Origin of the sequence: Priestia sp. TSO9, from assembly GCF_021029645.1 — a bacterium.
In the GTDB taxonomy this organism is placed as follows: Bacteria; Bacillota; Bacilli; order Bacillales; family Bacillaceae_H; genus Priestia; species Priestia megaterium_E.
In genome coordinates this window covers 255247-276453 of the sequence record NZ_JAJEKD010000015.1, presented here as the reverse complement: position 1 = coordinate 276453, position 21207 = coordinate 255247, and the positions used below count along the sequence as shown (strand labels likewise).

The window sequence follows — 21207 nt, the reverse complement described above, 5'->3', positions numbered from 1 at the left end:
TTGCTTTAAATATCCCTTGTGTAAAAGTAGGGAGCTTTTCACGAAAACGAAAGGAAAAAAAGTATGGCTATCGAATTATGTTAAGAGCGTTGAGCTAAAAGGAGTGATTAAATGGTTGTCATTCGACAGGCGGTTGAAACTGATCGAGAGCGACTGGCTACGTTAATGCAAGAATATATAGTGAAATTTTGTGAGCAGCCTGCCCCTTCCCGGAAAGCTTTAACTTTACATATTAAGCGCTTATTGAATAATCCTTCCTATGGTATCCAGTTTGTTGCTGAATTGGAAGGGAAACTAGTAGGTTTTGCGACGGTTTACGTATCGTGGAGCACCTATTATTTTAAAGAAGTAGCCATCTTAAAAGACTTGTACGTATCTCCTTTAAACAGAGGAAATAAAATCGGTGAACGTTTGTTTAAAATCTGTCTGGCCTATTCTCAAAAGTATGAGTTTGCAGGTATGACCGCTGAGTGCAGCAGTGAAAATAAAGTGGCTCAAAACCTTTATCAAAAAATGAACGGTAAAGAAAATGCAGGGGTTCAATACCGTTTTTTTTAAGAGAAGTGCAGCTTTTACTTTTAAGACTTCTACTAAATGGCAAAAATATGTTATAGTATGAAAAGTGAAATTGATGAAAATGTCGGTGGGCTATATGTTAGATGATCGTATCAATAGTAGGGGGAAGTTGGACTAGCTGTTTGAAAGGCGGCATCCTATTTTTAGTATAGCCGCAAGGAAGGAGCAGGACCTTGAAAAAAAATCCAATCTTAAACGCGTGGAAAATAGTAACTGCGACGAGCGGTTTTTTACTTGCGCTGTTTATCTTTAAAGTCCGAAAAGGAAGATAACCATATAAAGAAAGCTCCTCGATTGAGGAGCTTTTTATTATTTAGTAATAGGAAACGTCAAGGGAGTCACGGTTGATAAAGAATCTCTGTAAGAATGATAGGTGAAATAATGACGTGTTGGACTATAAATAGTCATGTAAAGTAAATAATCATATTTCGTTTCCATATAGAAAAAAACGCCGTCTGCGTAGAGTGTATAGAAAGAGTACGAAATCCCGAGCAGCGTTTGCTTTTGTACACTTGTGCTTGGGTTTTCTTTAATCCATTCATACAGTTCAAACGCACTCACTCCCGGTGATGATTGCAGCGTATGTACTTTGTCATATAACTTATCAGATACATCGGAAACCGACTGTTTTAATTGGTGAAATAAGTTGGACATTTGTTCTTTCATTGTGGTGAGCTCCTTTACGGGTAGTAAGCTATTAGCATGCTCAGGGAAATCCACGCTTATGTATAGTTAGTGGATGGCTGATTTGAATTTGCCGCCCTGCGCTTCTTGGGTATCCATAATGGTTGTAAATGCATGTGGGTCTATTTCGGAAATAATGGTTTTAAGCTTGGTAATTTCCAAACGCGTCACAACTACGTATATGACTTCTTTTTCTGTACCTTCAAATCCGCCTTTACCGTAAAGCTTTGTAACGCCGCGTCCTAGACGATGCGTAATAGCGTCTGATAGCTCTTCATAGTGATCTGAAACTATAAAAGCTGCTTTTGTTTCATCAAGACCCTGAATAATCGCATCGATTGTTTTAGAAGCAATATAGTACGTAAGGATCGAGTACATGGCCTGTTCCCAACCTAGCACAAACCCTGCCCAAGCAAAAATGAAGATATTTAAAAACATCACAAATTCGCCCACAGAAAACGGGATTTTTTTTGTTAATAAAATACCTAAAATCTCAGTTCCGTCTAACGCTCCGCCGTGACGAATGACCGTTCCTACACCTGCTCCTAACAGCAGCCCGCCAAATACAGTAGCAAGAAGCGGTTCAGATGTTACAGCTGGAACATGGTGCAATTGAGATTCTACAATGGATAAAGCAACGACTGCAAACATAGATGAGAAGCAGAAGTTACGACCAATTTGTTTGTACCCACTATATAAAAAAGGGAGATTAAAGATGATGATAAGAAGACTGAACGGCAATTTCGTTAAGTAAACTAAAATTAGAGAAATACCGATAATACCGCCATCAATTACGGAATTTGGGACTAAAAATAATTCGATAGAAACGGCAGCCAAGGAAGCTCCAATTAACATCATAATGTAGCGATAAATGAGCCGACCTGCCTTTTCCTTTTTGTGCTGTTTCGTTGTCATAAAATCTTTCCTTTCAAAATACTGCCTATACGCAACTCTTACTAGTATAACTAAGTCTTGGGAACTCTATCCAATTATCTATTTTAAAAAATACTAGCCAGAATAAATAAAATCCTGTTAAATTAAACGGTAGACATTTGCTGAAATAAAGGAGCTGTACATATGATAAACGTTTATATTCCAGCGCTTCAAACAAGCGCTGGCGAAAAAGCGGCACGCTATATTGATACATTAACCAAGCCGATAGGAAGCCTTGGAAGACTCGAAGAAATAGCAGTTGAATTAGCGGCCATGACCGGGGAAGTTTTTCCGACGGTCACACCCCCAGGAGTCCTCGTTTTTGCAGGCGATCATGGGATTGTAAAAGAAGGAGTTTCAGCTTATCCGCAAGACGTAACGGCACAAATGGCGCTGAATTTTTTGCAGGGAGGAGCAGCTATTAACGTGTTTAGTCAGCAAATAGATGCACAGTTCAAACTGATTGACATCGGCATTGCTTCTGATCTTTCTCATAAGGACCTTGTACAACGCAAAGTGAAGCGGGGCACAGCAAGTTTTTATAAAGAAGATGCGATGACGCGCAGTGAGGCAGAATTGGCTGTTCAAGTCGGATATGAAGAAGCTGAAGAGCTTATTGCCCAAGGAATTAAATGTTTGATTGTAGGAGAAATGGGCATCGGAAATACTACGTCAAGCACGGCTATTTTAGCTGTATTGACAGGAGAAAAAGTCTCTAAGCTTGCAGGAATGGGCACGGGGATTTCTGACGAACAGCTACGCCATAAAGTCAACGTGATTGAAGAAGCGCTGCAAAACAGGCACATCAACCCTCAGGATCCGATTGATATTATCAGTAAAATAGGGGGTCTTGAAATTGCCGGGATGACAGGTGCTATGCTGGCGGCAGCTGCTCACCGTATTCCTATTTTAGTAGATGGTTTTATTTGTACAGTTGCAGCCCTTCTAGCGACAGAAATCAATACACAAGCAAGAGACTACATGTTTGCTAGTCACGAATCTGTTGAACAAGGTCATGCGTGTGCAATGAAGCTTCTTGGCAAGAAACCGCTCCTCAATCTCAATCTTCGGTTAGGCGAGGGAAGTGGAGCTGCTGTTACATTTCCGCTGCTGCACTCGGCTTCACTGATGATTGCCAATATGGCCACGTTTCAATCTGCAGGAGTGTCTGAGAAAGAATAAACCTAAAAAAGACATGGAAACAAAACCATGTCTTTTTTCTTTATTTTATAAAAAAACCTTATATTTTTAACATCATAAACCAATAAATGCTAAAGCTAGCACCTGTTAAAATAAATGATCCAATAATTAACAATACCAGTGCAACGCGTCGTTTAATCGCTTGAATTTCTCTATCTTTTGGCAAACGTCCCATTGGTCTTCCTCCATTATGTAAATATTTCACGTATTTTCCTATTTTACTCCGCTTTAAAAAGAGAGAACATATGTCAAAGTTACTAAAAATCAAATTATTTTACAAAAAAATTGTATCACCGTTACAGCAGGGTAAAGAATACGTATTTTTTCAGTTAGAAAAGGACTGCTCTAAAGGTTTACTTACATGGCAACAACCTTTATCATATAACTGACTATACTATGATGTTATCCAAAGTTGGAAGAAATCTCAATAAATGTGAGTGTTATAATTACATGATAAGAGTCAGAAAATTTTAAAAAAGAGTGTGAGCAAACAATGAACGGTATGTTGATTATTCGGAACGGTGCTCCTTTTTATGAAGGAGCTTCCGTGCCTATTCCAAAAGATAAAGCCTGTATTATCGGACGAAGCGGTGAAGAATGGGAGCCTTATCTGGCCTTTCAGAGTGCTTACATTTCACGCAAGCATTTTGAAGTAACGTACGAAAGCAATACATTTTTCATTACAGACTTGTTTAGTAAACACGGGACAAAAGTAAACGGAGAAGAGTTACAGCCTGGAACCCCTCGTTTATTGAAAGAGCAGGATGTCATTACCTTAGCAAATGAGGAAGCATCTTTAGTATTTAGAAATGATGATATGGATGCAACCCTCGATTTAGGACCTTTGCTAAAACAAATAAATAAGCCATTTTACACATTAGATCCAATTTTGCAGAAAGTAAAAGTAAAAGAGGAAACGTATATTCTGTCAGATAAAGAATACGCGTGCTTAGCTTATCTTCTAGAATACAACAATCAATTTGTTTCAAAAGAGGCATTAAAAAAAAGCGTTTGGCCTGAACGAGTAGAGTCAAATGGAGAAATTCTAGTAGCAGCGGAAGAGCTGAATGCGCTGATTTACCGGGTTCGCAAAAAAATTGGAACATATTTAGAAATCGAAGTGATTCGAGGAAAAGGATATTGGCTGCACTTTAACGAAAATGGACGTGAATAGAATCACGTCCATTTTTTAATCTCGTTTTACAGCATGTACACGTATATGTTTAGCTTCTGCCAGCCAAGATCCATTTTGAAATAGTTTATCTTGCATTCGATTTTCTAAGCGCGTAATGAGGACATTTTTAGTTTCTGTCGTCACGTGAGCAAAAAGAGGGGCTGCATTTGTTTCTAACCAATTACGCAAGCCGTTTTCCCCTTTTAACAAGAAGGGACGGCTGTAGTGAATGGCTGTGGTGACTTGAAAATTCTGTGATTCCAAAAGAGAAGAATATTCAGCTACAGAAGGAAAGTACCATGGGAAATCTACATCGTTATAAGGGATATCAAACGTTTTAAAGTGACGAATGATTTCTGTGAAAATTTCGTCCATGTTTCCTTTTCCCCAAAATTCTGCTACAAATCGGCCATTTGGTTTTAAAGCATTGTAAATGTTTTTAATGACAAGGTGAGGGGGACGGATGTCGTGTAAAGTTGCATTGGAAAAAACTGCGTCAAATTGTTCGTAATAAGGAAGGTTAAGGGCATTTAACTGTTCAAAGGATAGAGTTGGGTACTGATGACGAGCCTGTTCAATCATATTTTCAGAGCAATCGATGCCCGTTGCACGGACATGAAGCTTATTGAGCTGCGAAATAAATTCGCCAGTGCCACAGCCAATATCTAAAATATGTTCGCCAGCTTGAGGAGAAAGAAGGTTCATAGCACTTCCTCCAAATGAAGAAACAAACGGAAGATGATACACTTGAGCAATTTTTTGTTGGTTAACAGTTTGACTCATGAAGTGATTCCTCCTTTGTAAAAGATGATGACTATCGTTTTATAAGAAGAAACAAGCTTTGAATAGTAGATATGAAGTTATTGATAGAATTATACCATATATCTCACTTATTATGCCGAAAACTGCAAAGAAAAAGCGCACCAAACTTCTAGCTTGGGCGCTTACAAGCACGAACTATTTTCTAACCATTAACCGAACTGAACAAATAGAGGAAGATCTGTATGACCCATCTCACGTACGTAGACGTATAAATTTCCTTTATGATGAATTTCATGGTCAATGGCCATTTGTAAAAGTTGTCTTCCGGGAAGCTTTTTTCCAAACGCTGCAGTGGCGTCAATTGTTTTGTTTAAATCATCTTCGCTAAGTGAACGTAATACGTCTACTGTTTTTTGCGTATATTCAGCTGCAAGGTCCGATAATGACTTACCGCCAAAATCAGCTTTTTGACCAAGTGGAGATAAATCACCGGATTTTACCACTGATGCAAATGCATAAACGGATGTTAAAATATGGGTAGATAAGTCAAAAGCGGACATAGATGTCGGGGCAGGCTTGTATTCGTAGTGACCTGCTTCAATTTTGTTGATTAATTCATTAGTTACGTTTCGATGTGCTAAAAAGTGATGAGTCATTTGTTCGACTGTCATGATAAAAGGCTCCTTTATTATGTATTCGCTTCTGAGTATAGCATTTGAAAATCAGAAAGCGAAGAAAAAACTTTATCAATAAGAAAAACAGCTGCATAGTAGCAGCTGCTTTTCTTATTATTAGAAATTACGTTGTTTTAACTCTTCAAGCAATAACTCCATACCTTCGCGGCTTAAAGTTAATTTGCCATCTGCGATTGTTACGTTATCAGAAGATACTTCGCCAGTAATCGCACAAGCACCGTTCGGCTCATATTTCTTTAAAATAATTCGATCTGTTTCGACAAAAATTTCAACAGGATCTTTTACATCTATTTCAAGAACACGTCTTAACTCTTTAGGAATTACGATACGACCTAAATCATCTACTTTTCTTACAATACCAGTCGATTTCATTTTTTAATCACCTTTACTTTTATATTTTATTGAGTACGCAAAATATTATTTTTGGAATTTCTAAGATGATTATATACTAGATAACCGCTAAATTTGTCGAAGTTATTAATATGTAAATGAACTGTAATATTATTGAAATATTATCTGTAAATACAAATCCTCCTACAATATGGAATATGTAGGGCTCTTTGTATGATATAGGAGATGCAGGAATTAATTACATTTGACATACAATTTTATTTATGTTTATGCAGCAGCCTGCGGGGAGGCTACATGTGAGTGTGGAAGCAAATAAGTTGAAAGAATGAAGAGAATATGATTAGATTAGAGAAGTGACTTGCTCAAAACATTTAAATCGTAATGATTACGTATTTCAAATAAAAAAGTAATAAAACGAAAGGATGACAAAGAATTTGGCTAAAAAATCAAAAGTTATAAAAGAACAAAAGCGTCAAGAGATGGTAGCGAAGTATGCGCAATTGCGCCAAGAGCTGAAGGAAAAAGGAGATTACGAAGCGTTAAAAAAATTGCCTAGAGATTCTTCGCCAACGCGCTTAAATAATCGTTGCCGCGTTACTGGTCGTCCGAGAGGCTACCTTAGAAAATTTGAAATGTCACGCATCGCTTTTAGGGAATTAGCCTACAAAGGGCAAATTCCAGGTGTTAAAAAAGCAAGCTGGTAGTATAAAAGCCCTCATAATGAGGGCTTTTATTATTAATTAGCTGCAAAATATCGAGCAATTCCTTGGTAAATACCTGTAGATATTTGCTGCTGATACGCGTTAGAAGAAACAATTTGCTCATCGTGAGCATTTGATAAAAAGCCTAATTCAAGAAGTACAGCCCGCTGGTTGTTTTCGCGAGTAACATAATAATCTCCAAAACGAACCCCCATATCCTTCATAGAAGGCGCGTTTTCAGCCATGCTTTCTTGAATGTATTTTGCTAATTCTTTATCTTTGGATTCACTGTAATAAAATGATGCGATGCCGTTTGCAGAAGATGAAGTAGAAGCGTTATAGTGAATGCTGATAAATGCATCTGCATGCTTTGCTTCACTAACATTCACCCGTCCGCTCAGTGAAATAAAAGTATCGTTTGAACGCGTCATAAATACATTTGCTCCAGAATTAGCTAGGCGGCTTGCCACAAGTTTTGCTGTTGTTAACGCTAAATTTTTCTCAATCGATGACTTGCCTGAAGTGCCAGGGTCATATCCGCCGTGCCCAGCGTCTACTACAATAATTTTATCTTTTAAAGCAGCAGAAGGAGAAGGCAAACTAGCTGAAGGTGTAGAACCAGCCGCAGCTGTTAACCCTTTTGATACCCATGCTGTTTGACTCGCAGAGTACTGAATTTGCACCCAGTCATTCGCTTCGCCTACTTTTTTGAATCTTTCACCTGCTTTTGCTACGCGAATAATTCCCGCATTTAAGCTCGGCTGACTGCGTAAATTTGAAGCTTTTGTAATTTGAATCGACTGGGCTGTTTGTGAAGACTGTCCGGAATCAGTTTGTAAATACTGACTTGCTACCCACCCCGTTTTGCCGCTTGCCGTTTTAACCTGTGACCACGATCCGCTGACTTTTACCACGGTTACTTTTGCATTGCGCGGTAAGTTCGTCACAATGGACGCGCTTGTGCTTGCAGAAGAGCGAACGTTTAATGAGCTAGCATTCACGACCGCTGACTTCGATGTTGTAGAGCTAGAATCTTTAGCTGGCGTAGAAGAAGCAGAGCCTGTTTTTAAATACTGACTCGCCACCCAGCCCGTTTGACCGCTTGCCGTTTTAATCTGTGACCACGATCCGCTTTCTTTTACCACGGTTACTTTTGCATTGCGCGGTAAGTTTGTCACGAGGGATGCGCTTGTGCTCGCAGAAGAGCGAACGTTTAATGAGCTCGCATTAACGGTCGCTGACTTGGACGTCGTGGACCCAGAATCTTTAGCTGGCGTAGAAGAAGCAGAGCCTGTTTTTAAATACTGACTCGCCACCCAGCCCGTTTGACCGCTTGCCGTTTTAATCTGTGACCAAGATCCGCTTTCTTTTACCACGGTTACTTTTGCATTGCGCGGTAAGTTTGTCACGAGGGATGCGCTTGTGCTTGCAGAAGAACGAACGTTTAATGAGCTAGCATTCACGACCGCTGACTTCGATGTCGAATTTGCAGTAGACGTACTGTTTGTTTGCGTTTTATTTATGTATTGAGATGAAATCCAAGCTTCTTTACCGTTATAGGTAATTTTAGCCCATCCTTTGCTTTCATCTACTATATCAACGGTGTTTCCCTTCGTTATTTTTCCAACGATAGCACCGCTTGTACTAGGCGTTGCACGTACATTTAACGATGTAGCAGTTACTTTAGCCGATTCAGCTGCATTTGCATCAATTGAATGCAAAAGCAATGAAGAGCTTAAAAGAACAGAAGAAACGGCTGTGTACATGACATGTTTTTTATTCATTTTTTCCTCCTTGCAAATTACAAATTTCAACATAAGGTTATTAGTATACAAAGCATATATCGGCAAATAGCCCAAAAATTTGAGTTAAATCTACTATTATCTCATAATACCGATATTATCCATCATACTATATGTCGAAATTCAATTGTATAATGAATTTGAACTATCTGCCATCCTTAACGATAAAATTTTACATTAATGTAAAATATAATTATGTTGAAGGTGTAATTTAGCGATAGTAAAGACCTTTAATCCTTTGTTCATCTACATTTTGAGGATATGTCTTCTACTAACAAAAAGGTAAAATAGTATAAAACAGCTGAGTGTGAATATGATAGAGGAAAGATAGACACTAAAAGTGTATCTATCTTTTGGAGGAGGAAACATCCACAATTATGAAACATGTAGAATAAAAATAACAAAAATATATAAAATAATACAAAGCCTGTCTGGAGGGGTGTAAAGCTCGTAGCATAAACTAAAAGTAAATAGTTAGAAAATTCTTTCTTTTTATTTTAAAACATGATACAGTATAAAAAAGTGAAAGGGTGGAAACTGATATGCGAAAGATTGTTCAGTATGAAACAAAGTGGTCGCTTTTGTATCAAATGGAAAAAGAAGCGTTGCTTAATACACTAAAAGATTTTTCAGTAGACATCGAACATATTGGAAGCACGTCCGTTCCAGGATTAGCTGGTTCACCAATCGTTGATATTTTAATCGGAGTCAAACGCGAAGAAGATATAAATGAAGTGCGCGCTATATTAAAAAATAAATCTCACGTATATGTAGCGGAAAAAGAGATGTTTGTCTTATTAAAAGAAGGCGTTCCAGCTGCACACTACCCTACAATTATGACAGCTGAAAATGCCCGTAAGCTCATTCCACATGATGCGAGAAGAAGTCATGTGTACGTAACGGTCAGTGAATCACCTTACTGGAACGAACGAATTAATTTCAGGGAGCAGTTACGCTCGAACGAACGTGCTAGAAAAAAATATGAAGGTATGAAATACGAGCTTTCAAAACGACTGTGGAACGACATTTCTACCTATGAGTGCAAAAAAGAGGAATTCATTCAGCGCAGTCTATAAAAAACGTCATTTCAATTGAAATGACGTTTTTTTAATTAATTATCTTGTAAAACAATGGTCTCAAGCTTGTCAGCAGTATTCACTGCGAGAACCGTATAGTTTTTACCGCTTTGAAGATTTGTTCCAGGAAGACTTAGTATTTCTTTTCCATCTGCCGTAGAAACAGATAGATCATACGATCCCGGATTTACTACTTGATAACCTGAAATGCTTTTAAAAGACAGATCTTTAAATAAAGGAGCAGCACCTTTGGGACCTACGTTTACCGCAGGAGCATCAGGAGATAAATGAGCAACACGTAAGCTTGCTTTCCCATCCATTCCTTGCTTATTATTCGTGAAAGCCTGTAGTTCAAGGTTTTCTGCTTTATTTACAGCGGCCACTGTATACGATTTTCCACCGTCTACAACAAGGGTAGCTTCGATGATGGAATCTTTTGTTCCTTTTGTCTTCGCTTCGTATACTTCTACTTTATGAGAACCGGCTGCCAAAGGCAAAGAGTTGGCGACATCTTTAAACTTTGCTCCTTCTACTAAAGCTTTGTCATCCACAAAAATGTCTACAGCCGGAGCATCCGGTGAAGCATGAACGATGCGAACTTCTGCATTTTGAGCTGTTCGCTCATCTGCAGCAGGAGGTGTTTCAGCGGCAAATACTAACATGCGGCTAAGTGCCAAGAAGGCAATCACTGCTGCCATTACGAATAGTCGTTTCATCAAGTATCACTCCTTTTTTAGTATACACAGCTTTATGTAAAGAGAAGGACTGTGCAGTTGTTAGCGTATACTAAATAAAATCAACTATTCGTTTGTTTGTTAACTTTTGATGTGTTTACTGAGATTTCTGACGAAAAAATCGAAGAATAGCCAAAATATTGTACAGAGCTGTTAAGAGCCATGTCAATAAAAAGCCTAGGCTAAGCCCAATATTGGCATCTATATACGTATGCGTAAAGTCATCATATACGACGTAGGCAAGAGGAGCAATCGACAGTAAAAATAGAAGAAAAAACAAAAGCGTTTTCCAACTGTTTAATGTGAAGGTTAAATAAAACAAAAGGAATGCAGCGAACAATAGAAGAGCGTCTCGAATAGCCCAAGGTAAAACGCCGATATGTGGATTAGCGAGAAGAAAAGTCGGGACAATTGAAAAGAAGAAAAGGAGAGAAAGTAAAGTCACGTGAAGAGTGTGCTTTTTTGTAACAGCCGGCACCAATAAAAACGCTGCGGTTGCACTTAAAAGAAAATTACAAATTAAAATAAACTCCATACCAACACCTCATTTATTGAGTATTACTTTTAGTCTATTCAGCACGCTGTTAAAGTAGATAAAAAAGCTGCGATGTTCATCGCAGCTTTTGGTTATTCGAATTTAAACCCTTGTTTTTCAAGCATCGCTCGAACTTCTGGGTAATAAATGGTCTTATAAATAGCTGATACCGTTTGTGACCAGTTGCGGTCATCAGCACCGTTTGTTCTCTTTTTCATATACTCTGCCATTTCAGCATCATAGTCTTGAATCAATGACTTTAAGTCATGATTATAGCTTTCACGATGGTGCACAGCAGCTTGTGGCAATCGAGGTTTCTTCGCAGAATGATCTGCCGGATGTCCAACCACAAGACCGCTTACTGGGAATACGTATTCCGGTAAATCGAGCAGTTCAATGACTTCTAGCGGCTTTCTGCGAATTCCTCCGATTGGGACTGTACCTAAACCGAGTGATTCTGCTGCAACTGTTGCGGCTTCTAAAGAAATTCCAGCATCGGTTGCCCCGACTAAGATTGATTCAAGCCCATCAGTTACGCCAAGAGGGGCATCGTTAAGTTCAGCTGCAATCTTAGCACGATTAAAATCTGCACAAAAGATTAAAAATAGAGGAGCTTGGTCGATCCACGCTTGGTTGCCGGCAAGCTCTGAAAGTTTTTTCTTCTTTTCTTTATCTTGGACGCTAATAATAGTCACTTGCTGTCCATTGATAGAAGAAGCGGCTGACTGAGCAGATTGAATAATCGTATCTAAATGCTCGTCACTTACTGCTTCGTCTGTATACTTACGGATAGAACGGTGATCTTGAATTGTACGAATTGCTTCATTCATGATGCGTCATCCTTTCAAAGAAGTTATGATTAACCTTGTAATGTTTTTACATCTAAAGGTGCTACAAGTACGCCAGTTTGAGCAAATGCTACAAAACTTTGGAAGTGAGCTGATTTATTGTGGGCTTGAATTGCTTCTTCGCTTTTCCACTCTTCAATCATCATAAATGTGTTAGGTGTAAAAGCATCTTCAAATAGTTGATAGTTGCTGTTTCCTTCTTCTTGTAAAGAATGCTTAATTAGTTCTTGTACGTTTTCTAAAAATTCTTCTCTTTTTGCTGGGTTAACTTTCATTGAAGCTTGTAAATGAATCATGGGTGATTCCTCCTTTAATAATGATGGTGCTTTATATTATTTGTTTTGTTTTTAATCTTTCATTCAATTTATGATTAAAATGAAGATAAGTTCGAATATCATCGAACAATGAAACTATAACACCGATTAAATAACAGTGCAAGGAATTTAGTTCGAAAGTTATCGAACATTGATACACAAAAGAAGCTGTGTTATATTTTAAGCATGAGAAAACCTTATCAACCACCGAAATCTGAAATTAAATTAACGCCTATTTTACACGCGTTGAGTGATCCTAACCGGCTGCGAATTGTACAGTGTTTAGCGACAAGAAAGGAGCAGACCTGTTCGTATTATCAAAAATTAAATGTATCAAAATCAACGCTATCACATCATATTAAAGTACTTCGCGAAGCTGGAATTATCAAACTACGTATAGAAGGTACGCAGCACTATTATTCCTTGCGTTTAGAAGAACTTGAGGAATTGTTCCCAGGTCTGCTTCCTTCCATTATAAATATAGATGAGCAGTTATTTTAAAAGCTGAACTACGTTTTGTTCAGCTTTTTTGTTCAAAATAAATGTGTCCATGCAGGCTGCATCCGGGATTAAAAGAAGAACGACAGTGAGGGCAAGTCGAGTTACAGGTTAAATATTCATGAATTGATAACTCATGTTTACATACTCCGCAAAGAATAGCTTTTTCATTAAACATAGCTTTTGGCCACGTTTTAATATCATGATCAGCATGTCCGTTATGACATTGATAGCATGGATAATATGTATTACAGCAATAAAATTTTATTGCAATAATATCTTTATCCGTACGATAGTGCATGCAGCGCGTTTCGGAATCCACCGTATCACCTTTTACGACAGGTGCAGATTTGTTCATTATCATCACTCCCTATGAAAAGTATAGCATGCTTTTATACGCCTTATCATACATATGTAAAAAGAAAAATGCTATAATAAAACCATCGTTTTACATGTCAGATTGCATGCTAAAAAGATCAGATAAAAATTGATGTTAAAACAGATCAATTAAGTGAAGTAAAGAGAGGAAGAAAAAATGAGTAAGCAAGTTATCGTTTTTACCGGAGGCGGAACAGCTGGACACGTAACACCAAACATTGCCATTATGAAAGAATTAGACAGTGAAAAATGGGATATCCATTATGTCGGTTCTCACAATGGTATCGAGAAAGAATTAATTACAAAATTAAACGTTCCATATCATGCAATTTCAAGCGGTAAGCTACGTCGCTACGTAGATATGGAAAATGTAAAAGATGTATTTCGAGTAGCAAAAGGAGTTGGCGATGCACGTCGCGTGCTGAAAAAGTTAAAGCCTTCTCTTGTGTTTTCAAAAGGCGGTTTTGTCACAGTTCCTGTTGTAATGGCTGCTAAATCGTTAAACATTCCCGTGTTCATTCATGAAAGTGACTTAACACCGGGACTGGCAAATAAAATTGCGCAGAAATTTGCCACTAAAATTTTTACTTCTTTTGATGAAGCGGCAAACTATTTTCCAAAAGAAAAAGTGCAGGTTGTTGGTTCACCTATTCGAAAAGAATTATTTAGCGGAAGCGCAGCGAACGGGGAAAGCTGGCTTCGCTTTTATGATAAGCGCCCAATTTTAACGATTATGGGCGGAAGTTTAGGAGCACGCCGCATCAATGAAGTTGTTCGAGAATCCTTGCCTGAACTGCAAAAGAAATTTCAAATTGTACACCTGTGCGGAAAAGGCAATATTGATACAAGCCTTGAAAAAGAGTCGGGCTACCGTCAGTTAGAATATGTCAATGAACAGCTTCCAGATGTTCTAGCAGCGACTGATTATGTGATTACACGCGGCGGATCCAATGCCATATTTGAGTTTTTAGCCCTTCATAAACCGATGATGATTATTCCTTTATCAAAAGCACAAAGTCGAGGAGATCAAATTTTAAATGCACAGTCCTTTAAGAAAAAAGGCTACTGTATGGTTGTGGAAGAAGAACAGTTAACAAAAGAAGTGTTTTTGCGTGAAGTAAATGAACTTCAGCAGCAGGCAAGTACGATGAAGCGTACAATGCGTGAAGCAACAAAAACGGATGCCATTTCAATTCTTGTAAATGAAATTGAGAAAATGAGCTAAAAAAAGCGTTCTTATCGAGGAGATAAGAACGCTTTTTTTCTTTGAATCTATTATTTTAAAATAATGAATAAACAGCAAAAAATAAAGCTTTTAAAATTTCAAAAAATGTTGTTGACAGTAAATTTTAACAGGAGTAAGATTACTCTCATGAAACGTTCCACAGTGAAACGCTGAGTCTTTCCTGAAAGAGAGGGAAAGAGCGGAGGACCCAATTATTAGGGGTGAATCTCTTAACTGAGTAGGGTTACTTTCTTGACCCGAACCCGTCAGCTAACTTCGTAAGCGTTAAGAGAGAGGATGGTGTAATCGTGGTCGTTTTCTATAACAGCGGATAGCGCGTTCCTTTCAAAATATAGGTGAAAGGAGCGTCAAGATGCATCTATCTAAGCAAATGATTCAAATGATTGAATATCGCGCAATATGCGATCAGCAATCTTTTGATCTAGCAAACCGCTATTTGTCTACGTTGGCTAATCAAAGTATTAAACGCAGCAGTAAAAAACATAATTAAGCCTAAAAATTAAATAACAAATATACGCTTAATCAATTATGAGCGGGGGACCCAATATTTTGTACGTATGTACTAGGGGTGAATCTCTTAACTGAGTAGGGTTACTTCCATAACCCGAATCCGACAGCTAACTCCGTAAGCGTTTTGGGAGTAAAAAAATTCGTGTCGATCACGGCTTATTTGTCGTGCATTAAACCGCGGAAGAGGACTCTCTTCTGCGGTTTTTTTAATAAAAAAACAGGAGAGCAGGTTATGTCTGCACCGTAAAGAGGCTATAGTAGGGCTGTTAAAACGTGATTAACAATACGTGAGGAATAAACAATCAAAGATAACCTTTCGCAGCTAGCTCACTTGGGCGTGATGCTTTACGCACAGTAACAGTCACTAAGCTCAGACAATCATTGGTAGTAAGAAACAGTTAGGAGGGAGCAACTTGGATATGATCATGCTTGGAACGCTTGTCATATTAACAGCTGCTATGTACGGAATTATTTGCTGGTCGTCTCATGTAGTAGATGAAAGAGAGGAGAAGTGAACATGTCGTTCATTTTGCTAGGTATTTCAGTTCTCGTTTTAATTTATTTAGTATATGTACTGTTAAATCCAGAACATTTTTAATAAGCGGAGGAATAAAACGTGGGGATTTTTCTACTATCAGTTGCGCTGCTGCTTGTTTTTGTAGCGCTTATTGCAAAGCCCGTAGGTATTTATATAGCGAATGTGTTTTCAAACGATAAAAACACTAGCTTGGTAGGAAAGATAGAAACGGTGATGTTTAAAGCAGCAGGAATCAAAGGATACAATCAGACGTGGAAGCAATATGCACTTGCTCTCGTTTTGGCGAATACGTTTATGATTTTTGTGGTGTACATTATCTTCCGGTTTCAAGGGGTACTGCCGCTTAACCCAAGCCACATCAAAGGAATGGATCCGGCCCTTGCTTTTAACACGGCCATTAGTTTTATGACAAATACGAACTTGCAGCACTACAGCGGTGAATCAGGTTTGTCCTATTTCTCGCAGATGGCAGCCGTTGTATTTATGATGTTTGCTGCACCAGCAACGGCACTTGCAGCAGCAATCGCTTTTATTCGCGGGTTGGCAGGGAAGGAAATGGGAAACTTTTTTGTTGATTTTGTAAAGTCAATTACGCGTGTTTTACTTCCTATCGCTTTTATAACAGGCATTTTATTTATGTTTTTAGGTGTCCCTCAAACGTTAAGCGGAACGGTGACTGCCCATACATTAGAGGGGGCAACACAGCAAATAGAAAGGGGACCAGTTGCTTCTTTTCTTTCAATTAAAGAGCTAGGCAACAACGGAGGGGGGTTTTTTGGTGTTAATTCAGCCCATCCGTTTGAAAATCCTAACGCGTTAAGCAATGTATTACAAATCGTCCTTATGCTTTTATTGCCAACAGCACTTCCTTTTACGTACGGAAAAATGATCGGACAGCGTAAGCAAGGCCGCATCTTGTTTGTAGCGATGAGTATGCTGTTTATCGTTATTTTAAGCACAGCGTTTGTAACAGAGTGGGGCGGTAATCCAAGACTTGGTGCTTTTCACCTAAATGAAGCGAGCGGTTATATGGAAGGGAAAGAAGTCCGTTTTGGTGTCGGTATGTCAACTCTGTACGCCATCGTGACGACAGCAAGTGAAACAGGTGCAGTCAACACCATGCACGATACTCTTACGCCTCTTACCGGGTTATTGACGCTTGGAAATATGATGTTAAATACCGTATTTGGCGGTGTTGGAGCAGGGTTTATGAATGTGATGATGTACGTCATCATTGCCGTATTTTTATCAGGTTTAATGGTTGGCAGAACACCAGAATACGTAGGTAAAAAAATTGAAGGAAAAGAAATGAAGCTCATCGCCGTGACGCTTATTCTGCAGCCGCTGCTAATTTTAGGAGGAACAGCCGTAGCGCTCACTACTCATTTGGGAATAGAAGGTATATCAAACCCAGGCTTTCACGGCTTAAGTCAGGCACTGTATGAATTTACATCATCAGCAGCAAACAATGGATCTGGTTTTGAAGGACTAGGTGATGCAACGCCGTTTTGGAACATTTCTACGGCAATTGTTATGTATATTGGACGCTACTTCGGACTAATTACGATGCTGGCGGTATCGAGCTCACTAGCATCCAAGCAGCTTATTCCTGAAACACCTGGGACATTTAAAACGGATACGTCTTTATTTAGCGGCATTTTAATTGGAACTACCGTTATTGTAGGAGCACTTACGTTTTTCCCAGTGCTTGTACTTGGGCCGGTTGCTGAGTATTTGACACTGTAATCAAGAAAGCGGAGGATTATAATGAATAAACGGAATTTTACGAATAATCTTGAATTGGATCGTAACAGTCACATTCAAGGTTCTGTAGATAAACAAACTTCATCGATTTTTATTCAATCAGTAAAGCAGGCTTTTATCAAGCTAAGTCCAAGAACGATGATAAAAAATCCTATCATGTTCGTAGTAGAAATCGGGTTTGTTATTACGCTTTTTTTAGCTGTTGTTCCAGACCTTTTCGGAGAAAGTACAGTAAGCGCAGGCTTTAATATTGCCGTATCCCTCGTGTTATTTTTTACAATTGTTTTTGCTAATTTTGCAGAGGCATTAGCAGAAGGTCGGGGAAAAGCACAGGCAAACTCATTAAAACAGTCTAAAGGGGATATTACAGCTAATAAACTTCGAAACGGGCAAATGATACAAGTGTCGGCATCGCAACTAAAAAAAGGAGATATCGTCGTCGTTTCACAAGGCGAAATGATTCCTGGAGATGGAGAAATCATTAAAGGACTGGCATCTGTTGATGAATCGGCCATTACCGGTGAATCGGCACCTGTTATGAAAGAAGCAGGCGGGGATTTTAACTCTGTAACTGGAGGTACAAGAGTTGTCAGCGATGAAATTACAGTTAAAATTACGTGTGAACAAGGTGAATCGTTTTTAGATAAAATGATTTCGCTTGTTGAAGGAGCAGAGCGTCAAAAAACGCCAAATGAAATTGCGCTAAATACGGTTTTAACAAGCCTGACGATTATTTTCTTATTAGTTGTTGTGACGCTTCCTGTCTTTACAAACTACTTACATTTTCAACTCGACACGGCTATTTTAATTTCACTGCTCATCTGCCTCATTCCTACAACAATTGGAGGATTATTGTCAGCCATTGGAATTGCTGGGATGGACCGAGTTACGCAGTTTAACGTGATTGCTATGTCAGGAAAAGCAGTAGAAGCAGCTGGTGACATCAACACAATTATTTTAGATAAAACCGGCACCATTACGTTTGGAAACCGAATGGCTCATCAATTAACGACTGTAGAAGGAATAGACGAACGTGAACTTTACAAATGGGCGTTTGTTTCTTCTCTTTATGACGAAACACCAGAAGGGCGCTCAGTTGTTGATTTTATTCAAAATCGCATGGGAGTAGAAGATCTTAGAAAAACCGAAGGAACGTTTGTTGAATTCAAAGCCGAAACGCGAATGAGCGGCATTGACTTACAGAATGTATCTGTACGGAAAGGGGCAGTGGACGCCGTCACGGCATGGATAGAGTCAAATGGAGGGAAGATTCCCTCTGATTTGCAGCAAAAAGCAAACGAAATTGCAGGAGCTGGTGGCACGCCGCTTGCTGTGGCCGCTGATGATAAAATTTACGGCTTGATTTATTTAAAAGACACGGTAAAACCAGGAATGAAAGAACGCTTTGAGGAACTTCGTAAAATGGGTATCAAAACAGTCATGTGTACAGGAGATAACCCATTAACCGCAGCAACCATTGCAAAAGAAGCGGGAGTAGATGAATTTATTGCGGAATGCAAGCCAGAAGACAAGATTCAAGTGATTAAATACGAACAGCAGCAAGGAAAGCTAGTTGCCATGACAGGTGACGGAACAAACGATGCCCCTGCACTTGCTCAGGCTGATGTTGGCTTAGCAATGAACAGCGGAACCTCAGCTGCTAAAGAAGCAGCAAATATGGTGGATTTAGATTCTGATCCCACTAAAATCATTGAAGTCGTTTCGATTGGAAAACAGCTATTAATGACAAGGGGTGCCTTAACTACATTCAGTATCGCAAACGATATTGCTAAGTATTTCGCTATTATTCCAGCGATGTTTACCTTGGCGATTCCGCAAATGGAGGCTCTTAACGTAATGAAGCTGAATTCACCTCTATCTGCCGTATTGTCAGCGCTTATTTTTAATGCGGTCATTATCCCGCTGTTAATTCCCTTAGCCATGAAGGGAATTGCGTATAAGCCGATGAGTTCTAACGCCCTGCTGCGAAAAAATTTGTTCATTTACGGGTTAGGTGGGGTATTGGTTCCATTCATTGGGATTAAAGCAATTGACTTACTACTTTCATTTGTAATGTAGAGGAGAAGAAACGATGATACAAACAGAACGAACGGGAAGCATTATTGTTCGCTTAACAATTATGATGATAATTCTTTGTGGCCTTATTTATCCTGTTGTGATGACAGGAATTGCTCAGACGGCTATTCCAAGTAAAGCAAACGGCAGCTTAATCTATTCAAACAAGCATCAAGTTATCGGTTCTGAGCTCATTGGGCAGCAGTTTACGAGCAATACATTTTTTCATGGCAGAGTCTCTAGTATTGATTATAACGGGGCAGGGTCTGGGTCGTTGAATTTAGCACCTTCAAATAAAGATCTTACGAATCGTATCGAGAAATCCGTAGCGGCGTGGAAAAAAGAAAACGAGGTGCCAAAAGAAGGAATTCCAATTGATGCCGTCACAAATTCGGCTTCTGGACTCGATCCTGACATTACGCCACAAGCTGCATATGCACAAGTAGAACGTGTGGCAAAAACAGCACATATTAACACCAACAGGCTAAAAGAGCTGATCAAAGAACATACTCAGCAAGGAGCTTTTGGTGAAAAGCGAGTAAATGTAGTAGAGCTGAATTTAGCTGTTCAACGAGAGCGCTAATTACATGCACTCGCTTCATATGTTGAAGCGAGTGTGATAAAGGAGTACAAACAATGAAAGAAAAAGAAGCTCATCCATACTTTCGAAGAAAAACTCCGGAAGAACTATTGCGTGAACTTCATGATCAGAAGCGTGGAAAGCTTAAACTTTACATCGGTGCCGCGCCGGGAGTAGGAAAGACGTATAAAATGCTTCAAGATGCGCACGATTTAGTCAAAGAAGGCATAGATGCCGTAGTTGGATATATAGAAGCACACGGCAGGCACGAGACTAAAGAGATGCTTGGAAATCTAGAAGTAATCCAAAGAGAAACCATTTTTTATAAAGGAAAAGAATTGCAAGAACTTGATTTGCTGGCGATTGTAAGAAGGCGCCCAAAAGTTGTAATTATCGATGAACTCGCTCATACAAATGTTCCGACAAGCCGTCATAAAAAACGTTTTGAAGATGTTTCTTACCTGCTCAACCAAGGTATTTCAGTCATGTCAGCAATGAATATTCAGCATATGGAAAGCGTACATGATCTCGTATATGCCATTACCCAGGTAAAAGTTCGTGAAACAGTGCCAGATTTATTTATTCAGCAAGCAGATGAAATTCAGCTTGTCGACGTTACGCCGGAACAGCTGCAAAAGCGTCTTCGTGAAGGCAAAATATACGAAGGCCATAAAATTGAACAAAGCCTGCAGTCTTTTTTTAAGCTCGCAAATCTCCATGCTCTTCGTGAATTAACGCTCAGAGAAATAGCGGATGAAGTGGACGGCAAACTCATTCATTCCCATGAAATTGGCGTAACAGGTATTTGCGAACGCATTTTAGTATGTATTCAATACAGTGAAACAGCTGAAAAATTAATTCGACGAGGCTGGAGAATGGCGAACCGATTGAAAGCAGATTTACTGCTGCTTCATGTTTTTACAGGCGAGCAAACTGAAAGGCATCAAGCACAAATCAAACAGTGGCAGGAATTTGCTAATCGCTTTCACGCATCGCTACTTGTTGAAGAAGCTAAAAAGCAAAAACCAGCTGCAGTGATTGTGAACGTAGCCAAGCAGTATCGCGTTACTCAAATCTTACTAGGGCAATCAGCGAGGACAAGGTGGGAAGAGATTCGAAAAGGCTCTATTGTGAATACAATTATGCGGCAGACTCATAACATCGATATTCATATTGTTTCAGATTCAGCAAAGCAATAACAATAAAATGGATGTATAGTAAAAGGAGAATAT

At 39.0% G+C, this 21207-nt stretch carries 25 protein-coding genes and 2 riboswitches; of the genes, 13 read left to right on the top strand and 12 right to left on the bottom strand.

The window, feature by feature from the left end:
* Positions 1-111: 111 nt before the first annotated feature.
* Positions 112-558, top strand: coding sequence for a GNAT family N-acetyltransferase (locus LJC66_RS16170; RefSeq protein ID WP_195696578.1), 447 nt, complete (start codon positions 112-114; stop codon positions 556-558).
* A 327-nt stretch (positions 559-885) separates the two neighbouring features.
* Here LJC66_RS16170 and LJC66_RS16165 read toward each other — a convergent pair whose 3' ends face one another.
* A complete protein-coding gene (locus LJC66_RS16165; protein ID WP_230933021.1) occupies positions 886-1242 on the bottom strand; it encodes a hypothetical protein in 357 nt (118 codons plus the stop codon).
* A 66-nt stretch (positions 1243-1308) separates the two neighbouring features.
* Positions 1309-2175, bottom strand: a complete 867-nt coding sequence (locus LJC66_RS16160) for a YitT family protein (protein WP_153254895.1) — start codon at positions 2173-2175, stop codon at positions 1309-1311.
* A gap of 162 nt (positions 2176-2337) precedes the next feature.
* Between LJC66_RS16160 and cobT the strand changes: the two genes are divergently transcribed.
* Positions 2338-3375 carry a nicotinate-nucleotide--dimethylbenzimidazole phosphoribosyltransferase gene (cobT, locus tag LJC66_RS16155; RefSeq protein ID WP_230933020.1) on the top strand — a complete coding sequence of 346 codons (1038 nt, stop codon included), beginning with the start codon at positions 2338-2340 and terminating at the stop codon, positions 3373-3375.
* Positions 3376-3433: 58 nt separating this feature from the next.
* Here the strand turns inward: cobT and LJC66_RS16150 are convergent, their stop codons facing one another.
* Complete coding sequence (locus LJC66_RS16150; RefSeq protein WP_155727968.1) at positions 3434-3598, bottom strand: hypothetical protein; 165 nt, start codon at positions 3596-3598, stop codon at positions 3434-3436.
* A gap of 288 nt (positions 3599-3886) precedes the next feature.
* Between LJC66_RS16150 and LJC66_RS16145 the strand changes: the two genes are divergently transcribed.
* Positions 3887-4567: an FHA domain-containing protein gene (locus LJC66_RS16145; protein WP_230933019.1), complete on the top strand. Its 681-nt coding sequence runs from the start codon at positions 3887-3889 to the stop codon at positions 4565-4567.
* Between the two features lie 15 nt (positions 4568-4582).
* Here LJC66_RS16145 and LJC66_RS16140 read toward each other — a convergent pair whose 3' ends face one another.
* From LJC66_RS16140 to LJC66_RS16130, 3 genes are all read right to left on the bottom strand, one after another.
* The gene (locus tag LJC66_RS16140) at positions 4583-5350 is read right to left on the bottom strand and encodes a class I SAM-dependent methyltransferase (protein ID WP_195696582.1); all 768 of its coding nucleotides are present in this window, start codon (positions 5348-5350) and stop codon (positions 4583-4585) included.
* 188 nt (positions 5351-5538) lie between these two features.
* Complete coding sequence (locus tag LJC66_RS16135; protein WP_230933018.1) at positions 5539-6000, bottom strand: DinB family protein; 462 nt, start codon at positions 5998-6000, stop codon at positions 5539-5541.
* A 120-nt stretch (positions 6001-6120) separates the two neighbouring features.
* Positions 6121-6396 (bottom strand): AbrB/MazE/SpoVT family DNA-binding domain-containing protein, encoded by a 276-nt coding sequence (locus tag LJC66_RS16130; protein ID WP_013057736.1) that lies wholly within the window; start codon positions 6394-6396, stop codon positions 6121-6123.
* A gap of 413 nt (positions 6397-6809) precedes the next feature.
* Between LJC66_RS16130 and rpsN the strand changes: the two genes are divergently transcribed.
* Positions 6810-7079 carry a 30S ribosomal protein S14 gene (gene rpsN / locus LJC66_RS16125; protein ID WP_098600994.1) on the top strand — a complete coding sequence of 90 codons (270 nt, stop codon included), beginning with the start codon at positions 6810-6812 and terminating at the stop codon, positions 7077-7079.
* Positions 7080-7111: 32 nt separating this feature from the next.
* On the opposite strand, the gene LJC66_RS16120 is transcribed toward rpsN, so the two are convergent.
* Positions 7112-8860 (bottom strand): N-acetylmuramoyl-L-alanine amidase family protein, encoded by a 1749-nt coding sequence (locus tag LJC66_RS16120; protein ID WP_230933017.1) that lies wholly within the window; start codon positions 8858-8860, stop codon positions 7112-7114.
* Between the two features lie 560 nt (positions 8861-9420).
* On the opposite strand from LJC66_RS16120, the gene LJC66_RS16115 reads away from it, so the two are divergent.
* Positions 9421-9954 (top strand): GrpB family protein, encoded by a 534-nt coding sequence (locus tag LJC66_RS16115; RefSeq protein ID WP_230933016.1) that lies wholly within the window; start codon positions 9421-9423, stop codon positions 9952-9954.
* 35 nt (positions 9955-9989) lie between these two features.
* Here LJC66_RS16115 and LJC66_RS16110 read toward each other — a convergent pair whose 3' ends face one another.
* The 4 genes from LJC66_RS16110 to LJC66_RS16095 all read right to left on the bottom strand — a co-directional run bounded on the left by LJC66_RS16110 (position 9990) and on the right by LJC66_RS16095 (position 12367).
* Positions 9990-10670, bottom strand: a complete 681-nt coding sequence (locus LJC66_RS16110) for a DUF4397 domain-containing protein (RefSeq protein ID WP_025751171.1) — start codon at positions 10668-10670, stop codon at positions 9990-9992.
* A gap of 115 nt (positions 10671-10785) precedes the next feature.
* The gene (locus tag LJC66_RS16105; protein WP_230933015.1) at positions 10786-11223 is read right to left on the bottom strand and encodes a hypothetical protein; all 438 of its coding nucleotides are present in this window, start codon (positions 11221-11223) and stop codon (positions 10786-10788) included.
* Positions 11224-11315: 92 nt separating this feature from the next.
* Positions 11316-12053 carry an oxygen-insensitive NADPH nitroreductase gene (gene nfsA / locus LJC66_RS16100; RefSeq protein WP_195696588.1) on the bottom strand — a complete coding sequence of 246 codons (738 nt, stop codon included), beginning with the start codon at positions 12051-12053 and terminating at the stop codon, positions 11316-11318.
* 29 nt (positions 12054-12082) lie between these two features.
* Entirely contained in the window at positions 12083-12367 is a 285-nt protein-coding gene (locus tag LJC66_RS16095) for a putative quinol monooxygenase (protein ID WP_013057729.1), read from the bottom strand.
* A 204-nt stretch (positions 12368-12571) separates the two neighbouring features.
* On the opposite strand from LJC66_RS16095, the gene LJC66_RS16090 reads away from it, so the two are divergent.
* Positions 12572-12886 (top strand): ArsR/SmtB family transcription factor, encoded by a 315-nt coding sequence (locus LJC66_RS16090; RefSeq protein WP_013083811.1) that lies wholly within the window; start codon positions 12572-12574, stop codon positions 12884-12886.
* A 19-nt stretch (positions 12887-12905) separates the two neighbouring features.
* Here the strand turns inward: LJC66_RS16090 and LJC66_RS16085 are convergent, their stop codons facing one another.
* Positions 12906-13241 (bottom strand): CHY zinc finger protein, encoded by a 336-nt coding sequence (locus LJC66_RS16085; protein ID WP_050689852.1) that lies wholly within the window; start codon positions 13239-13241, stop codon positions 12906-12908.
* 177 nt (positions 13242-13418) lie between these two features.
* Here LJC66_RS16085 and LJC66_RS16080 point away from each other — a divergent pair, with 177 nt between their 5' ends.
* The 7 genes from LJC66_RS16080 (at position 13419) to kdpDN (ending at position 21174) form a co-directional block, all read left to right on the top strand.
* A complete protein-coding gene (locus tag LJC66_RS16080; RefSeq protein WP_230933014.1) occupies positions 13419-14486 on the top strand; it encodes an undecaprenyldiphospho-muramoylpentapeptide beta-N-acetylglucosaminyltransferase in 1068 nt (355 codons plus the stop codon).
* Between the two features lie 158 nt (positions 14487-14644).
* Positions 14645-14787: riboswitch (cyclic di-AMP (ydaO/yuaA leader) on the top strand.
* Positions 14788-14859: 72 nt separating this feature from the next.
* The gene (locus LJC66_RS16075; protein ID WP_153254884.1) at positions 14860-14997 is read left to right on the top strand and encodes a hypothetical protein; all 138 of its coding nucleotides are present in this window, start codon (positions 14860-14862) and stop codon (positions 14995-14997) included.
* A 15-nt stretch (positions 14998-15012) separates the two neighbouring features.
* Positions 15013-15153: riboswitch (cyclic di-AMP (ydaO/yuaA leader) on the top strand.
* 381 nt (positions 15154-15534) lie between these two features.
* Positions 15535-15615 carry a K(+)-transporting ATPase subunit F gene (gene kdpF / locus LJC66_RS28050; RefSeq protein WP_195697029.1) on the top strand — a complete coding sequence of 27 codons (81 nt, stop codon included), beginning with the start codon at positions 15535-15537 and terminating at the stop codon, positions 15613-15615.
* A gap of 24 nt (positions 15616-15639) precedes the next feature.
* Positions 15640-17301 (top strand): potassium-transporting ATPase subunit KdpA, encoded by a 1662-nt coding sequence (kdpA, locus tag LJC66_RS16070; RefSeq protein WP_195697030.1) that lies wholly within the window; start codon positions 15640-15642, stop codon positions 17299-17301.
* Between the two features lie 21 nt (positions 17302-17322).
* Entirely contained in the window at positions 17323-19398 is a 2076-nt protein-coding gene (gene kdpB, locus LJC66_RS16065; protein ID WP_230933013.1) for a potassium-transporting ATPase subunit KdpB, read from the top strand.
* Positions 19399-19411: 13 nt separating this feature from the next.
* Positions 19412-19978: a potassium-transporting ATPase subunit KdpC gene (kdpC, locus tag LJC66_RS16060; protein WP_230933012.1), complete on the top strand. Its 567-nt coding sequence runs from the start codon at positions 19412-19414 to the stop codon at positions 19976-19978.
* A gap of 53 nt (positions 19979-20031) precedes the next feature.
* The gene (kdpDN, locus tag LJC66_RS16055) at positions 20032-21174 is read left to right on the top strand and encodes a KdpD-like non-kinase potassium sensor (protein WP_230933011.1); all 1143 of its coding nucleotides are present in this window, start codon (positions 20032-20034) and stop codon (positions 21172-21174) included.
* Positions 21175-21207 lie beyond the last annotated feature (33 nt).

Coding starts and splice junctions, on each gene's coding strand:
- LJC66_RS16170 (WP_195696578.1), top strand. CDS start 112: ATGGTTGTCATTCGACAGGCGGTTGAAACTGATCGAGAGCGACTGGCT.
- LJC66_RS16165 (WP_230933021.1), bottom strand. CDS start 1,242: ATGAAAGAACAAATGTCCAACTTATTTCACCAATTAAAACAGTCGGTT.
- LJC66_RS16160 (WP_153254895.1), bottom strand. CDS start 2,175: ATGACAACGAAACAGCACAAAAAGGAAAAGGCAGGTCGGCTCATTTAT.
- cobT (WP_230933020.1), top strand. CDS start 2,338: ATGATAAACGTTTATATTCCAGCGCTTCAAACAAGCGCTGGCGAAAAA.
- LJC66_RS16145 (WP_230933019.1), top strand. CDS start 3,887: ATGAACGGTATGTTGATTATTCGGAACGGTGCTCCTTTTTATGAAGGA.
- LJC66_RS16140 (WP_195696582.1), bottom strand. CDS start 5,350: ATGAGTCAAACTGTTAACCAACAAAAAATTGCTCAAGTGTATCATCTT.
- LJC66_RS16135 (WP_230933018.1), bottom strand. CDS start 6,000: ATGACAGTCGAACAAATGACTCATCACTTTTTAGCACATCGAAACGTA.
- LJC66_RS16130 (WP_013057736.1), bottom strand. CDS start 6,396: ATGAAATCGACTGGTATTGTAAGAAAAGTAGATGATTTAGGTCGTATC.
- LJC66_RS16120 (WP_230933017.1), bottom strand. CDS start 8,860: ATGAATAAAAAACATGTCATGTACACAGCCGTTTCTTCTGTTCTTTTA.
- LJC66_RS16115 (WP_230933016.1), top strand. CDS start 9,421: ATGCGAAAGATTGTTCAGTATGAAACAAAGTGGTCGCTTTTGTATCAA.
- LJC66_RS16110 (WP_025751171.1), bottom strand. CDS start 10,670: ATGAAACGACTATTCGTAATGGCAGCAGTGATTGCCTTCTTGGCACTT.
- LJC66_RS16105 (WP_230933015.1), bottom strand. CDS start 11,223: ATGGAGTTTATTTTAATTTGTAATTTTCTTTTAAGTGCAACCGCAGCG.
- nfsA (WP_195696588.1), bottom strand. CDS start 12,053: ATGAATGAAGCAATTCGTACAATTCAAGATCACCGTTCTATCCGTAAG.
- LJC66_RS16095 (WP_013057729.1), bottom strand. CDS start 12,367: ATGATTCATTTACAAGCTTCAATGAAAGTTAACCCAGCAAAAAGAGAA.
- LJC66_RS16090 (WP_013083811.1), top strand. CDS start 12,572: ATGAGAAAACCTTATCAACCACCGAAATCTGAAATTAAATTAACGCCT.
- LJC66_RS16085 (WP_050689852.1), bottom strand. CDS start 13,241: ATGAACAAATCTGCACCTGTCGTAAAAGGTGATACGGTGGATTCCGAA.
- LJC66_RS16080 (WP_230933014.1), top strand. CDS start 13,419: ATGAGTAAGCAAGTTATCGTTTTTACCGGAGGCGGAACAGCTGGACAC.
- LJC66_RS16075 (WP_153254884.1), top strand. CDS start 14,860: ATGCATCTATCTAAGCAAATGATTCAAATGATTGAATATCGCGCAATA.
- kdpF (WP_195697029.1), top strand. CDS start 15,535: ATGTCGTTCATTTTGCTAGGTATTTCAGTTCTCGTTTTAATTTATTTA.
- kdpB (WP_230933013.1), top strand. CDS start 17,323: ATGAATAAACGGAATTTTACGAATAATCTTGAATTGGATCGTAACAGT.
- kdpC (WP_230933012.1), top strand. CDS start 19,412: ATGATACAAACAGAACGAACGGGAAGCATTATTGTTCGCTTAACAATT.
- kdpDN (WP_230933011.1), top strand. CDS start 20,032: ATGAAAGAAAAAGAAGCTCATCCATACTTTCGAAGAAAAACTCCGGAA.